General features: G+C 47.9%; 17 protein-coding genes and 1 pseudogene. 9 read left to right on the top strand and 9 right to left on the bottom strand.

All coding sequences use genetic code 11. From position 1 onward, the window contains the following. Positions 1–30: 30 nt before the first annotated feature. Complete coding sequence (locus QMA39_RS19590; RefSeq protein ID WP_027956063.1) at positions 31–1,032, top strand: metal-dependent hydrolase; 1,002 nt, start codon at positions 31–33, stop codon at positions 1,030–1,032. A gap of 15 nt (positions 1,033–1,047) precedes the next feature. Here the strand turns inward: QMA39_RS19590 and QMA39_RS19595 are convergent, their stop codons facing one another. Further along, positions 1,048–1,200, bottom strand: coding sequence for a hypothetical protein (locus QMA39_RS19595; protein WP_206934292.1), 153 nt, complete (start codon positions 1,198–1,200; stop codon positions 1,048–1,050). A 67-nt stretch (positions 1,201–1,267) separates the two neighbouring features. On the opposite strand from QMA39_RS19595, the pseudogene QMA39_RS19715 reads away from it, so the two are divergent. Next, positions 1,268–1,387: pseudogene (locus QMA39_RS19715) on the top strand (hypothetical protein); the annotation flags it as partial. Positions 1,388–1,625: 238 nt separating this feature from the next. Here the strand turns inward: QMA39_RS19715 and QMA39_RS19600 are convergent. After that, positions 1,626–1,892 carry a YfhJ family protein gene (locus tag QMA39_RS19600; protein WP_027956064.1) on the bottom strand — a complete coding sequence of 89 codons (267 nt, stop codon included), beginning with the start codon at positions 1,890–1,892 and terminating at the stop codon, positions 1,626–1,628. A gap of 107 nt (positions 1,893–1,999) precedes the next feature. Between QMA39_RS19600 and sspK the strand changes: the two genes are divergently transcribed. Together sspK and QMA39_RS19610 are read left to right on the top strand one after the other, a co-directional pair. Continuing rightward, positions 2,000–2,173 (top strand): small acid-soluble spore protein K, encoded by a 174-nt coding sequence (sspK, locus tag QMA39_RS19605; RefSeq protein WP_206934290.1) that lies wholly within the window; start codon positions 2,000–2,002, stop codon positions 2,171–2,173. Beyond that, on the top strand, positions 2,166–2,306 hold the full coding sequence (locus QMA39_RS19610) for a YpzG family protein (RefSeq protein WP_160838703.1): 141 nt from the start codon (positions 2,166–2,168) through the stop codon (positions 2,304–2,306). The genes sspK and QMA39_RS19610 overlap by 8 nt, the downstream gene beginning before the upstream one ends. Positions 2,307–2,598: 292 nt before the next feature. Here the strand turns inward: QMA39_RS19610 and QMA39_RS19615 are convergent, their stop codons facing one another. Continuing rightward, entirely contained in the window at positions 2,599–2,934 is a 336-nt protein-coding gene (locus tag QMA39_RS19615; RefSeq protein ID WP_206934288.1) for a YfhH family protein, read from the bottom strand. An 86-nt stretch (positions 2,935–3,020) separates the two neighbouring features. Here QMA39_RS19615 and QMA39_RS19620 point away from each other — a divergent pair, with 86 nt between their 5' ends. Then, positions 3,021–3,680, top strand: a complete 660-nt coding sequence (locus QMA39_RS19620; protein ID WP_027956066.1) for an SDR family oxidoreductase — start codon at positions 3,021–3,023, stop codon at positions 3,678–3,680. A 522-nt stretch (positions 3,681–4,202) separates the two neighbouring features. Here the strand turns inward: QMA39_RS19620 and QMA39_RS19625 are convergent. From QMA39_RS19625 to QMA39_RS19635, 3 genes are all read right to left on the bottom strand, one after another. Next, positions 4,203–4,469, bottom strand: coding sequence for a phosphocarrier protein HPr (locus tag QMA39_RS19625; RefSeq protein ID WP_160838709.1), 267 nt, complete (start codon positions 4,467–4,469; stop codon positions 4,203–4,205). A gap of 15 nt (positions 4,470–4,484) precedes the next feature. Next, positions 4,485–6,521, bottom strand: a complete 2,037-nt coding sequence (ptsG, locus tag QMA39_RS19630) for a glucose-specific PTS transporter subunit IIBC (protein ID WP_027956068.1) — start codon at positions 6,519–6,521, stop codon at positions 4,485–4,487. 234 nt (positions 6,522–6,755) lie between these two features. After that, a complete protein-coding gene (locus QMA39_RS19635; RefSeq protein ID WP_027956069.1) occupies positions 6,756–7,598 on the bottom strand; it encodes a PRD domain-containing protein in 843 nt (280 codons plus the stop codon). 184 nt (positions 7,599–7,782) lie between these two features. Between QMA39_RS19635 and QMA39_RS19640 the strand changes: the two genes are divergently transcribed. Then, positions 7,783–8,601, top strand: coding sequence for an HAD family hydrolase (locus tag QMA39_RS19640; RefSeq protein WP_281659587.1), 819 nt, complete (start codon positions 7,783–7,785; stop codon positions 8,599–8,601). 25 nt (positions 8,602–8,626) lie between these two features. On the opposite strand, the gene recX is transcribed toward QMA39_RS19640, so the two are convergent. Beyond that, entirely contained in the window at positions 8,627–9,442 is an 816-nt protein-coding gene (recX, locus tag QMA39_RS19645; RefSeq protein WP_027956071.1) for a recombination regulator RecX, read from the bottom strand. Between the two features lie 96 nt (positions 9,443–9,538). Between recX and QMA39_RS19650 the strand changes: the two genes are divergently transcribed. Together QMA39_RS19650 and QMA39_RS19655 are read left to right on the top strand one after the other, a co-directional pair. Next, positions 9,539–10,444: a TIGR01777 family oxidoreductase gene (locus QMA39_RS19650; protein WP_281659588.1), complete on the top strand. Its 906-nt coding sequence runs from the start codon at positions 9,539–9,541 to the stop codon at positions 10,442–10,444. 439 nt (positions 10,445–10,883) lie between these two features. After that, positions 10,884–12,005, top strand: a complete 1,122-nt coding sequence (locus tag QMA39_RS19655; protein WP_281659589.1) for an amidohydrolase — start codon at positions 10,884–10,886, stop codon at positions 12,003–12,005. 40 nt (positions 12,006–12,045) lie between these two features. Here QMA39_RS19655 and hxlB read toward each other — a convergent pair whose 3' ends face one another. Together hxlB and hxlA are read right to left on the bottom strand one after the other, a co-directional pair. Continuing rightward, the gene (gene hxlB, locus QMA39_RS19660) at positions 12,046–12,603 is read right to left on the bottom strand and encodes a 6-phospho-3-hexuloisomerase (protein ID WP_206934284.1); all 558 of its coding nucleotides are present in this window, start codon (positions 12,601–12,603) and stop codon (positions 12,046–12,048) included. An 8-nt stretch (positions 12,604–12,611) separates the two neighbouring features. After that, the gene (hxlA, locus tag QMA39_RS19665; protein ID WP_206934282.1) at positions 12,612–13,244 is read right to left on the bottom strand and encodes a 3-hexulose-6-phosphate synthase; all 633 of its coding nucleotides are present in this window, start codon (positions 13,242–13,244) and stop codon (positions 12,612–12,614) included. Between the two features lie 175 nt (positions 13,245–13,419). Here hxlA and QMA39_RS19670 point away from each other — a divergent pair, with 175 nt between their 5' ends. Continuing rightward, positions 13,420–13,794 (top strand): winged helix-turn-helix transcriptional regulator, encoded by a 375-nt coding sequence (locus QMA39_RS19670; RefSeq protein ID WP_027956076.1) that lies wholly within the window; start codon positions 13,420–13,422, stop codon positions 13,792–13,794. The last annotated feature ends 123 nt before the right edge of the window (positions 13,795–13,917 follow it).

Genomic DNA, 13,917 nt, shown 5'->3' on the forward strand with positions numbered 1-13,917 from the left:
TTTTCGTCACCCAAAAAGGAGGTTTGTACGTTGGATACTGGTACTCATGTGGTCATGGGCGTCGCTCTTGGCGGTATCGCTACGCTTGACCCAGCCGTAAGCTCTGACCCGGCTTTATTCAATGCTGTCCTGATCGGCACGCTCGTCGGGTCGCAGGCACCGGACATTGACACTGTTCTGAAACTGAAAAACAATGCCGTTTACATCCGCCATCACCGTGGAATTACCCACTCCATTCCGGCGGTCCTTTTATGGGGAATCAGTATCCCCGGCATCATATACCTATTTAACCCGGAGGTCAACTTTCTGCATTTGTGGCTGTGGAGCTTTTTGGCGGTCATTCTTCACGTATTCGTAGACATCTTCAACGCCTACGGAACCCAGGCCTACCGTCCGATTTCGAAACGCTGGGTCGCTTATGGCTTCATCAACACCTTCGACCCTTATATTTTCATTCTGCATATCGCCGGGATCGTCGCATGGAACCTTGGGGCTTCACCCGGAATGATGTGGCTGATCATTTACGGAGTTATTGCCATTTATTACGTGAAACGGTATTTCGATAAACGGGAACTTGTCCGCCTCATTCATGAGAATGTGGACGGAGTGACTCAGATCGCCACCTCCCCCACCATCAAGCAGAACATATGGCGGATTGCTATTACGACTCCGGAACATTATTACGTAGGAAGAGCCGAAAACGGACATTTGAAAATTCTGGACAGATTTGTGAATAAACCGATTGATTACGATGATCCGGTTGTTCAAAAAGCATTAACCGACCAGAACATCAAAGCCTTTCTGTCCTTCTCACCCGTCTACCGCTATGAATTAAGCTACTTTGACGAGTATACTGAAGTCCGTTTCATTGATCTGCGCTACCGCTCGCGCGGACGCTATCCTTTTGTAGCTGTTGCGCAGATTGATGATGAGCACGGAGACAACTTGAAGATTCTCAATTCCTATACCGGCTGGGTGTTCACGGAAGAAAAACTGCAGAATAAACTCAGTCCGATGGAATCAAAGTCGTAATGAGAAAAGGCTGAGTTAACCAGTTAGAGTTGTCCATTTGTCGTGTGAAGGGTCACATTCCGCTTGTTGGTGGATGAATGCCGCGGGCACGCCCTCAGCTAACTTGGTCAGGAAGACCGCCTGCCCAAGTGGATCTTCGGCCCGTGCTGTTCCCGCAGGCATCACCACCGAACGCTCCTTGTGCCGACGTTAGAATATATAGGAGAGAGAGTATGCACTAAGCAGGTTCTCACTCAAAGAACGGCATGGGATACGCTATTGCCGCCTGCGTGGAAAAGAAAAAGGGAAAGCACAGGCGCTGATGACGGCTGCCTGCCGGAATATGAAAAAGATTGCCTCCATCCAGCAAGGGTGAGCTGGATGGAGGGGCTTTTTCGATTTCAAAAAAATTTCCAAGGAGCGGTCCCCCTTTCACTCCTGCGGAAGAACGAGTGGGCCGAGATCGCCGAGCGTGAGTTTTGCGAGGAAGCTCGGGCGCTCGTCCGCGGAAAGGAAAGGGGCTTTCGCTCCTGGCGGTAAGAAAGAAAAAAGCTTGTAAAGAAACAGGGGTTTCTCTACAAGCTGAAAGGAGCCTCTTTGAAGAGGCTCCTTTTTTAATGCAGATCCCCTTTTTTCTCAAGCATCTTTTTGTATTTCGAATTGGTGGCCGCGAACTCATGAAGCCTTGGTCCGTAATTTTGGATCCACTGCGTGACAATCTGCTCCGTCACTTTCTTTCCTTCGTATTCACGGCCTGCCTTCGCCCGTGTCGTTTCGAAATCCTCCCACAGAAGCTCGACCCATGTAAGGGCCTCTTCCATTGTCAGATGTTCGTTCTGCTTATATAAGGTTTCAGCCAGACGCTGATAAATTTCATTCATGGTACCACTCCGTCTCTGCCATAGTTTACCCTTTATTATAACACATCACAGGCAGCAGGCGGGGTATACTAAGCCTGCCTCTTCCCGGAGGCATAGGAGGGTGACGAATGCGTAACAAGGCCAAAAATTTCCCAAATGTTCATATGACCCACGCACCGGATGATCAGAGTGAATACTCAAACAAGCGTCCGAACGGAACGATCAACAGTAAGCCGCAGGAACGTGCGGCCCGATCGAGACACCGTGATGTCAACGACACAGGGAGGAATTACCATGGGTAAGCGTAATTTCAAAGCCGCTCCGGCTTCTCATTCCCATCGAAGCTCAAAGCACATGAGCCGACGTGTCAATGGAGAAACAGAGCAGACGCAGGCGAACCAGATCACTGAAATCCAAATGAGAAAAAGAAACTAAAGAAACCAGGTACCTTATGTACCCGGTTCAGGCTGTCGAGAATGACTCGACAGTCTTTTTTAATTGATGCTGTACCGTTTCTGTGAATGCGTGGCTTCACCTGTTATTTAAAAGGCGCTGATAAAGGAAAAGCATCCTTTACCAGCGCCTTTTTGTAATATGTCTACTCCCTGTGCGCGATGGCGAGGAGCTTATCGGTGGTGACGCCTGCGGCAAGCATCCACCGATAAGCGGAGCGGTATACATACGCAATAAGGCCAACACCATTGCTGGTGTGAAATCTCCATACTTTCTATTCCTGCACTTGACGGCCGAGCATGGAAATCGGCAGGGCCTCTTCCTCTGTGCTCACCTTCTGCCCCTGCTGCTTCCGGTAACCCCAGGCAAAAATACCATTCATATATTGGATGTAAAACGTGTGCTCATAGTCCCCGTCCATTTCGTAGGTTTCCCCTGCCGAGAAATCGTCCGGATTCATCATATAGGCTTTAGCCATAATGATTTTCCGTTCATGAACAGCGTATTCATTGACCATGCCGAGCTGCTCCGCCTTCTGGGCTTTTTCTGTCAGCCGTGCGATTTCATCCCTTAATTCTTTCTCTGAATAGTCACTGTATCTCCGTTCCATCCTTCTCCCCCTTATCTTTCCTTTCTTTACATTCTAACAGGCTTTAGGGACAATGGATATATGACAGGACAAGGAGGCTGGTTTCATTGTTGAAGATTTGGATTACAGGTGCCGGAACCGGACTGGGAAGGGCTCTTGCCCATACCTATGCCAGGGAAGGAAACCATATATTGTTGAGCGGCAGGAAATATGAACCTTTAGCTGCTGTACAGAGAGAAATTGAACAGAATGGAGGAAGCGCGGAGATCATCGTATGCGATATTACGACCCCTTCCTCCATCGCTTCGGCTGTAGAAAATATTGACCACGTCGATGTATTGATCAATAACGCCGGAATCGGTATTTTCGGAGAGCTGTCCTCCTACTCTGAGAGCGATATAGAGCAATTGCTGGGAACCAACGTCAAAGGTACGGTCCTTATGACACAGGCAGCTCTTTCCCTTCTGCAGCAGTCTGAAGGCCGTGTTTTGAATATCATCTCCACAGCCGGCCTGCGCGGGAAAAAGAACGAAAGCATTTACTGCGCCAGTAAATTTGCTCTCAGAGGCTTCACAGAGAGTCTGCAGAAGGAATGGGAAGAAGAAAGCATCACAGCGACCGCTGTCTACATGGGCGGGATGAATACACCATTCTGGAAGGAGACGGACCACGTCAAACACCCGGAGAAGATGAAGAGCCCGGAAATCGCAGCAGATCAAATTTACAAAGAGGATGACGGCCGCGCCGAAATATTTGTTGACCGTTAAAAAATAGGCTTTGTTATTGCTTGGTGTTGTTATTTAACATGTGAGCTCAGATCACCCCTTTCTGTCATGGGATTTGTATGAGGCGGCCTTGGGAATGACTCCCTTTCCGCGGGGTACCGTGAGCCTCCTCAGTCAGCGCCTTCCGGGGTCTCACGATGTACCTTCATCCCACAGGAGTCCCGCCATTCCCAGGGCCGCCTCTTCAAAGAAGGGTAGTTAGAAAGGACATAACCGAAGTCCGTTACACCACTACGAAAGGGATGGCAGGGAAAACAGGTAGACTCCTGCGGGAAAAAGGAACAAGGTGAGACCCCGGAGAACGAAGTTCGAGGAGGCTCATCATTCCCCGAGAAAAGCGGACGGTTTTCCCTGCCATCCCATGCTCTGAGTAAATAACGGACCGGACCCTTAATTCCAGACAGAGACGATTTAGTAATCGTTTAAAATATCAACAACAGACTTTAACAGAGCTAAAAAATAAAAAGACAGCCTGCCGGATCGGCAGGCTGTCTTTTTTATGAATTACTCACCTAGGTTTTCTTCTTTTGCTTTTGCCACAACGGCGTTTACTGCTTCTTCTTCGTCTGCACCTTCAGCAGAGAACGTGACTTCAGCCCCGTTTGGAATTCCAAGGGACATGACGCCCATGATGGATTTCATGTTAACGGACTTGCCATTGTACTCAAGGTTTACGTCAGATTCAAATTTACCGGCTACTTGTACAAGTGCTGTGGCTGGACGTGCGTGTACACCGTCCGCAGATGTGATTTTCATTGTTTGTTGTGCCATGATACATTCTCCTTTTTATTCAGTGATTTCTACAATATCCGGCTGGTTATGATTCACTTCACCAGACGCTTTCAGGCTGACGCTCTGGCCTTCCTGAAGGTTTGTAAAGATAATCGGTGTCACAATAGACGGAGCGTTTTCCTTAACGAAGTCCAGATCGACTTCCATTAACGCCTGCCCCTGCTTCACTTCGTCTCCTTCAGCTATTTTAGCTGTAAATCCTTCACCTTTCAATCCTACCGTATCAATTCCGATATGAAGCAGGATTTCCATGCCATTGTCAGCTTCAAGACCGATCGCATGTTTTGTAGGGAATACGTTCAGCACTTTACCATTGATCGGTGATACAACTTTTCCGTCAACCGGCTCGATGGCAAAACCGTCTCCCATCATTTTACCAGAGAAGACCTGATCCGGCACTTCCGTAATCGGCATGATGTTCCCTTTCAGCGGGCTGACAAACGCAAGCTCGCCTTTAGACACAGGGGCTTCTGCCTGTTTCTTTTCATTCATAATTTCAGCTACGTCTTCCTTAGAACGTGGTGTTTTACCATCAATGATGTCCTGCATTTGTCCACGCAGTGTATCAGAGACAGGGCCGAAGATAGCCTGGATGTTGTTTCCAACTTCCATGACCCCGGAAGCACCTAGTTTTTTCAGACGGTTTTTGTTGACATCATTTTTATCGTTTACAGAGACACGGAGTCTTGTGATACAAGCATCCAGGTGGTCGATGTTTTTCTGACCGCCCATCGCCTCAAGAATTTCAAATGGCAGGTCGCCCACTTCTCCATCCTCTTCTTCATCTTCTGCTTCGTCTTCACGGCCTGGAGTAGCCAGGTTGAACTTAAGGATCGCCCAGCGGAACCCGAAGTAGTAGATGACGGAGAAGACAAGTCCGACGATGATGACCCACCACCAGTCTGTACGGTTGGGAAGGACACCAAAGAGAATAAAGTCAATCAGACCACCGGAGAAGGTCTGTCCGATTTTCACCCCAAGGATCTCCATGATCATGAAGGAGAATCCTGCAAATACAGCGTGAATAGCGAAAAGGATCGGTGCTACGAACAAGAATGAGAATTCAATCGGTTCTGTAATCCCTGTAAGGAAAGAAGTCAAGGCAGCAGAAGCCATGATTCCTCCGACCACTTTTTTACGTTCCGGCTTCGCTGTGTGATAAATGGCAAGCGCTGCTGCTGGAAGACCGAACATCATGAACGGGAATTTACCGACCATGAAAGTACCGGCAGTAAAATCAACGCCGTCTTTCAGCTGTTCAAAGAAAATCGTCTGGTCACCACGGATAATTTCACCGGCCGCGTTGGTATAAGAACCAAATTCAAACCAGAATGGTGAATAGAAAATGTGGTGCAGACCAAATGGAATCATGGAACGCTCAATCAGGCCGAAGAAGAAAGCAGAGATGGTCTGGTTTCCTTCAAGCATCAGCTGGGAAAGAGCATTCAGACCGGCTTGTGCAAACGGCCATACCCAAAGCATAATGACACCCAGGATCAAGGACGTAAACGCCGTGATAATTGGAACGAAACGTTTACCGGCAAAGAACCCGAGGAATTGTGGTAGTTCTATATTGAAATACCGGTTGTACATCGATGCTGCTAATATACCGACGATAATACCACCAAAGACTCCGGTCTGGAGCGTTGGTATACCGAGGACTTCCGCATAAGCGGGATCAGAGACCATGTCGGCATCGACATTTCCGAGCACGCCCATAACAACGTTCATAATTAAGTAACCGATAATCGCAGCAAGACCTGCAACACCATCGCCTTTAGCAAGACCAATGGCAACACCTACAGCGAAAAGAAGCGGCAGGTTGGCAAAGACTATTCCACCAGCTTCAGCCATCACCTGGAGCAGTGTCTGCACCCAGTCGGTACCGAAGAATGGAACTTTGTCGACAAAGCTGTCCTGTGCAAAACTTGTACCAAAAGCGAGAAGAATACCGGCTGCAGGCAGGAGTGCCACAGGGGTCATCAACGCTTTACCGACTTTTTGCAGTGTGCCGAAAGCATTCTTAAACATAAGTATTTCCTCCTTTTTGTTTGTGGCAGAAATGCCGGAGCAATCAAACTAAAACGGTTTCAGTCTTAAACAGATGATGACCAGGTAGGAATGATGACTTGAAGCCGATCTGTTTATGGACATAAAAAAGGCATGAGCACAGCAGGCCAAAGTGGCATAAGGATAGACCTATCCCTATGATAACCACTTCCCCTGCATGTACTCATGCCTGATCGTGTCAGTAACACGTACGTTTTAGGATTTATGGGTTAAACGCTGCAGATGAATCGTCAGATAAACGGCTTCTGATTCATCCACGGGTTTATTCAGCTGTTTCTGCATCACTTTAATCAACTTCCAAGCAAGATTATAGCATACCGGGTACTCCTGTTTCAACATCTCAGCGAGACGAATTTCATCCCCTGCCGATTCCCCCTGGTAGACACGGTCGATCGCTCTGTGAAGGTGCTGGACAAGCCGATGATAATCGACACTTTTTTTGTCGATCTCAACGTCCATGGTTTTCTCCACAATTCCTACAAGCCGGGTGATCAACTGGTTATGCCGGTTGATTTCCCGCAGCGTCTTATCCGTGACCGCACTATGAATATGCAGCGCAATAAAACCGGTTTCCCCTTCCGGAAAATGAATGCCCATCTGGTCGTAAATCATCGTCACCACTTCTGTCGCCACCTGGTATTCCTTCGGATAAAGCGATTCGATTTCGAACAGGAACGGATTCGAGAACTGCATTTCTTTTTTGGCCCGGTTGATGGCGAAAGCAATGTGGTCAGTCAGAGCCACGTGGATATGCTGGTTCAGCTCCTGTCCCATCCTCGCTTCGATATGGTGCAGGATATCATTCATAAAATCAATCAGCGCTTCATCAATGTGAGGCAGCAGATTGACATACTGTTCCTTTTCCTGTTCATTGCTCAAAAGAAAGGTTTTGTCGGCTTTGTCGAAGGAGACGTCCTCCCCTGTGGACTTGTTGAAGCCGATTCCTTTTCCGATCAGCACCACTTCCTCGTAGGACGGGTGGGCAGCAATGATGACGTTATTATTCAATACTTTTTTTATTGTTAATTGCTGTTCCATAACGGTCCCCCACTAACATCACACTAAAAGCGTTTTCAGTCATCTCATAACTTCTATCCTATAGTTGATTTGTATTTTTTACAAGAGGTTAAACTACGGGCAGGTATTCTCCTTTGTGTGTAAGCGATTACGTCGTGTACAATCATGAAGGTACTTGATAAATGCCAAAGGAAGGAGCATTTCCATGATCAAATTGTTTGTTACAGACCTTGATGGCACCCTGCTCGGCCAGGACCATTATATAAAGAATGAAGATGTAGATGCCTTAAAAAAGATGATCGACCACGGGACTCCGCTTGCCGTAGCCTCCGGACGTATGGACCATGAAATCAGCGAGGTGCTGAAACGTGTAGGCGTCAACGGACACCGCGTCAGCCAGAACGGCGCTTTCGTCTTTGACAGTCAGAACAAGCCGGTCCTCGCAAAGACGTTCGACCCTGAGCTTGCCCACCGGATTGTCAGAGAAATTGATGACGAACCGATGGTTAAAACCGTGTCCACAGCTGATGAAACCTTTGCGAAGGAACACAGCCACTGGATCGACCTCATTTCCGAGCAGATGTTCCATGACATCATCGTTAAGCCGGAACTGAATGAGGTAATCGGCACAAAAGTGACCCCGTCCAAGATTACTCTGCACGGAGAGGAAGCCGATGTCATCAAGGCTGCTGATAAAGTCGCAAGCACCTTCGGCGAAGAAATCGACAGCTTCATCTCCCACGAATCCTGCGTGGATATGATGCCTAAAAACATCAATAAGCAGAGTGGTCTGAAAAAGTTGATCGAAGGACTCGGCCTTGCCCCTGAAGAAGTCGCCTGTGTCGGGGATTCCTTTAATGATGTAAGCATGTTTGAAATGACACCGCACAGCTACGTCATGTCCACAGCACGTGATGAAGTGAAAGCGAAAGCCGGTACGGTTGTCGATCATGTTCACGAAGCCATTGAAGACCTTGATAAAAAAGGCCTGCTCAGAAAACAAGAACAAGTAGTTGACGTTTAAGTCACCTGCTTGTTCTTTTTTCATGCTAGCTTTCTTCGATATATTCCTCCATGAACCTGTCGATGGAATCGAATGCAAACCCTTTTCGGTACAGGCCCGCTTTCACCTTCTGTTTTAATTCATAGCCTTCCGCCTTGGAAGAATACTTCCGGAGCAGCTTCTCTCCCTGGTGGACGACGGCCTGCCATTCCGCATCCTCATTCTCTTCATCGGGAAGCTGTGCGATCACTTCCTGAATGACATCCCCTGTAAAGCCCTTCTGCATCAGCGTCTGCTGTACCTGTTGGACCTGCTGTTTATGAGACTTCCTGCCATCGTTCCTCATTTTCTTTTCTGCAAATTTCAAGGCTTTTTCAATCTGCTCGTCGAAAGAATAATGATGAAGCGCATCTGCTGCGGTCTGCGCATGGACTCCTTTTTCAATCAGTTCCTTTTTCACCATGAGCGGACCTTTACTGGAAGTCGTCACCCTCGTCCGGACGAGGGAGCGGGCAAATTCCTGATCATTCAGCAGCCGCTCGTTTTTCAACCGCTTGATGATTTCATCGATCTGCTCCGGATCGGTTTCCTTTTCCCTGAGATAGTCGCGGATCTCCTTTTCCGAACGCATGCGGTAGCTTAAATAATTGATGGCAAGGGTATAGGATTTATGCAGGTTATCACTCTGAATCAGTGCCTGGACAGCGGCATCGTCAAGCTCCATATTTTTCTGGAGCTTGTGCTTGATGAGGACATCTTCATCAACACTGAATCCGTACTCTTCTCCCTGGCCTTTATCCAGAAAAATATTGTACCGCGCCTTATTTTTTTTCTGCGTTGTAATTTTTGTCAATTTAGCCATTCGCTTCACCCCAATGCGTTTATTTTACCACGACTCCACCTTGGATACATGATAAAGGACCGGAGACAGCCTATCCATAGAACAGGAGGAATAGAAATGAAAATTGCCGTTACTGGTGGGACAGGGTTTGTAGGACAGAAACTCGTACAAGCGTTGAAAAAGGAAGGTCATGACATCTACATACTGACCCGCAGCCCCGAGAAGCATCAAAACACTGATCAGGTCACTTATGTTGGGTGGTTGAAGGAATCCTTCTCCCCGGAAAAGAAACTGCCTGTGCTGGACGCCATTGTAAACCTGGCCGGCGAATCGTTGAACAGCGGAAGATGGACAGAAGAAAAGAAACAGTCCATCCTCCAGAGCCGGATCGAAGCCACTGAGGGCGTTCTTGATTTGATCGATGCCCTTCCTGAAAAGCCGGATGTACTCGTCAATGCGTCAGCTGTTGGATTTTATGGACAATCCAAAACGAAAACGTTCACGGAAGAAACGACAAAGGCAGGGAACGATTTTCTTGCTAGTGTCGTCGTGGAATGGGAGGAAAGGGCGGCTAAAGCCAAGGAAAAAGGGGTGCGAACCGTTTATGTGCGCTTCGGAATTATCTTAGGTGAGGAAGGCGCCCTTCCTAAAATGGTCCTTCCTTACAAAATGATGGTCGGCGGAAACCTCGGCTCCGGTGAACAGTGGATGTCCTGGATCCACGTCCAGGACGTTGTCGGCCTCATTCAATTTGCGCTCATTCACCCCGACCTTGAGGGTCCGTTGAATGGAACGGCTCCCAACCCGAAGCGAAACAAGGATTTCGGACAGACATTGGGGGATGTTCTCAACCGACCGCACTGGCTCCCGGCTCCGGCCTTCGCATTGAAGGCAGCGCTTGGAGATATAAGTACCCTGCTCCTTGATGGTCAGGCCGTTATTCCGAAAAAAGCACTCCGAGAAGGGTACAGCTTCAAGTATCCCGAACTAGAGCCGGCTCTTGCCTCTATTCTGGAAAACTAACAAACAAGGACCAGAGTTATCCACTTTGGTCCTTTCAGCTTGGAGAGAAACGTCTGATTCTCTGCCCTGTTGTTCATTCGAATTTGTGTAGGTATGCTCCACTTTTTTGATGTATTAAAAAATCGGCTTGTTCCCTGTGGATGTAAGAACAATTCCAAGAGAAACGGTTTGTATATCGACCGATCTCCGGCCCGTGATCTGTTGCGGTCACGAGGGGCCTTCGGTGGTGACGCCTGCGGGAACAGCCTAAGTTAGCTGAGGCCTTACCCACGACAAAAGCGGAACGTGAATATCCAAATAATAAGGACAGCCCCACGAAAAAAAAGTACTTTTATTCAGTTTAGAAGAAACAAAGTCCTGGGCTTTGTTCTTTTTTTAGAGCCAACAGGAAAGAATAACCGTATAATAAAAGTATAACTATTGGAAAGGCTGTATGTTTATGATGACTGTCATTAAGAATGTCCATATTCACCCGATCACCTCTCCATCTATTCCGAACGGCTCTGTCCACATTGTCGACGGAAAAATTGAGGATTATGGAGCGGACCTCCAAATTCCTGAACAAGCGGAATGCATTGATGGAAAAGGAATGGATCTGTATCCCGGCTTTATTGACGTCCACACCCACCTCGGATTATATGATGAAGGTACAGGCTGGGCAGGCAGTGATGCCAACGAAACGATTGAAGCCATCACTCCCCATTTAAGAGCTATAGACGGCGCTCACCCGCTGGATCCTGCTTTCTTCAATGCGCGCAAAGCCGGGGTCACGACCGCCCACATTATGCCGGGGAGCGCCAATATGATCGGTGGGATGACGTCGGTTATAAAGACCGTGGGCCATACCATCAACCATATGATTCTACGCCAGACGGCCGGGCTGAAGCTGGCTCTCGGTGAAAACCCGAAACGCATTCACTCCCAGTCCAAAAATGCATCCATCACCCGTCTTGGCATCATGGGGACGCTGCGGGAAACATTTTATGCTGCCATGAAAGATCCTGACCCAGGCCTCCGTGTCCAGCCGATACTTAAAGCTCTCAACAAGGAAATCCCTGTCCGGATCCACGCACACAGAGCGGATGACATTGTTACAGCGCTCCGGTTTGCAGATGAATTCGATCTTGATTTAAGAATCGAACACTGTACAGAAGGGCACCTGATCGCAGACGAGCTGGCCGGCCGTGATCTTCAGGTATCTGTCGGACCCACCTTTACACGAGCGTCTAAAATTGAACTGCGCAACAAAACGTGGCAGACGTATAAAATTCTGCATGACTACGGCATTAAAGTATCGATTACGACCGATCACCCCTACACCCCTATCCAATACTTAAACATCTGCGCAGCCCTGGCGGCCAGAGAAGGAATGGAAATTGAGGATGCCCTGCGCGGCATTACCATTACTCCAGCGAAAAACCTTGGCGTGGATGACCGGGTAGGATCTATCGAAAAAGGCAAGGATGCCGATCTTGTCCTATGGAGCGGTCACCCTTTCGAGTATCTCTCCAAGCCGATATGGACAATGATCAACGGAAAAATGGTTTACTACCAGGAATAAAAAAACAAGCCTCTCCCATTTGGAAGAGGCTTGTTTTCATTTATTCAAGATTGGCATGCTTTCCGTACATCGTCTCTGAATCCAGGCCTTTTTTCTCCATCAGACCTAAAATTAAAGCATCATATAAGACGAGCATCGTTTGTTCAAATAAGGATCCCATCGGCTGGATCGTGCGGAACTCTTCCTGACCACGGTCTTTGGGAGCTCCCGGCATTTGAACCGTCAGGTCCGCTGTTTTTCCGATGGTAGAATCAGGATTGATCGTAACAGCCGCCACTTTTCCACCTAAACGCTTTGCCTTTTCTGCCACAGCCGCAAGCGAAACGGTTTCTCCAGAGCCTGTACCGATGATCAAAAGGTCCCCTTCTTCCAATCCAGCTGTGACGGTCTCACCTACCGCATAAGCGTCCAGCCCTATATGCATGAGACGCATGACAAAAGATTTTCCCATTAAGCCGGAACGGCCGGCGCCCGCAACGAAAATTCTCCTGGACTGAAGCATCTGGGTAATTAGTGCTTCTGTTTCTTCACGGGAGATAAGTGAAATACTTTCTTCCAGCTCAGCAGTAATCTTCTTCATATACGCTTGTGCATTCATAAAGCACCTCAGCCTTGGGTAATGAGTTCTTTGATTTGCTTGGCTGCTGATGCTTTGTCTTCCTGGCCGGTAATTCCTCCGCCGACAATGATCAAATCAGGGTTATGGCTGATCACTTCCGGAAGGGTTTCGAGCTTGATGCCGCCCGCAATGGCCGTCTTCGCGTTCTTGACTACTTTCTTAATAGCAGCAAGGTCTGCAAAGGAATCTTTTCCAACGGCTTGGAGATCATAACCCGTGTGTACACAAATATAATCCACCCCGAGCTGATCCAGTTCCCCGGCACGTGCTTCAATATCCTGAACAGCGATCATGTCGGCAAGAATTTCTTTCCCCTGTTTTTTCGCTTCCTCGACGGCTCCTTTGATGGATTCATCTTCAGCAGCTCCAAGAATGGTAACGATGTCTGCTCCTGACGCAGACGCCTGGCTGACCTCGTAACCGGCCGCATCCATAATTTTAAGATCGGCAAGAACGGTCATATCAGGGAAGGCTTTCTTCATTTCTTTCACAGCCTTCAATCCTTCATTAATGACGACCGGCGTGCCGATTTCCACCACGTCGACATGGTTCTCCACTTCCTTCACCACTTCAATGGCACCGTTAATATCTACAAGATCTAAAGCAAGTTGTAATTTCATATATCTTCGACTCCTTCTTCTTTGAGTTGGATAAGCCCCAGGTTAAAAACTTTACGCTGTGGCACAGGGATTAGTATACTCAGCCTAGTGAAACAAAAAAAGTACGCATTTTTTTCTCACGTAGTGAAAAAAAGTATACTGCCCCCTCGACTTTTATATAGAAAGGAAGAGCATGATGCCGAATTTGGGAGAACGATCATTCAACTGTGAAAAAGAATTAACTTTAGCCATTATAGGTGGAAAGTGGAAAATGCTGATTCTCTGGCATTTAGGAAAAGAAGGAACGAAACGCTTCGGAGAACTGAAGACCCTTATGCCGGGAATTACCCAGCGGATGCTCGTCAACCAGCTGCGTGAACTTGAAGCCCACGATATCATTCACCGGGAAGTGTACCCGGTCGTTCCCCCCAAAGTGGAATATTCGCTGACCAAACACGGGGAAAGCCTGCTCCCGATTCTGGAAGCGATGTACGCCTGGGGAAGAAATTATGTCGATGAGGTGCTCGATGGTAAAGATGACTTCACTATCGCCGGGGATCACAGCGGATAACGCATAACATCCATCCATAGCAAGGCAGTAAAAAGGGCACCGATTCTGAACTATAACCCGAATAATGGACACTTATAAAAAAGTGCCCCGTTATTCGGGTTATTTCTATCTCTAGAAATTTAA

This window comes from Halobacillus sp. Cin3 (genome assembly GCF_947311855.1).
Classification (GTDB): Bacteria; Bacillota; Bacilli; order Bacillales; family Halobacillaceae; genus Halobacillus; species Halobacillus kuroshimensis.